Raw genomic sequence first — 619 nt, forward strand, 5'->3', positions numbered from 1 at the left:
CCTCTCAATCACGCTACGACACCAAATAACCTCGATACATTAACAATACCGTTTGATGTTGTGGCCGTTGATGGTGACGGCGATGATTCTAACCAATATGTATTGCCAATCGAGGTGCTCGATGATGCGCCAGTAATGAGTGCGCCAACGGGTGAAACAGTTGTCGATGAAGACGATCTTACTGGTATTGGTTCAGATCAATCTGAAGATACCATTATTAATGGGTTATTCACGGTTGATGAAGGTGCCGATGGCGTTGTGAAGTATGAACTGGTCGATGAAGATTTGGTTCTTACTGGCTTAACCTCCGATGGAGAAAGCTTAGAGTGGCAAGCTGTTTCACAAAATGGCACAACATTTACTTACGTTGCTCAAACAGCAACGAGTAATGAAGCGGTGTTCGAGATTATTTTCGATACCTCGGATAACAGCTATCAATTCGAATTGCTTAAACCACTTAAGCACCTTGATGGCGCGGGTGAAAACGCGATTAACCTTAACTTCTCTGTTGTAGCTGAAGATTTCGACCAAGATAAATCGAATGCGATCGATCTGAAGATCACTGTGACGGATGATGTGCCAACCATCACTGATACGACGGTTGCGAGTACGTTTGTCG

General features: G+C 44.1%; 1 protein-coding gene. It reads left to right on the plus strand.

Features of this window, described 5'->3' with window-relative positions; all coding sequences use genetic code 11:
- On the plus strand, positions 1-619 hold a 619-nt coding region (locus tag AB4585_RS21795), incomplete at both ends, for a hypothetical protein (RefSeq protein ID WP_372170904.1).

It is taken from the genome of Vibrio sp. 10N.222.49.C9, from assembly GCF_041474985.1.
Taxonomy (GTDB): domain Bacteria; phylum Pseudomonadota; class Gammaproteobacteria; order Enterobacterales; family Vibrionaceae; genus Vibrio; species Vibrio crassostreae_C.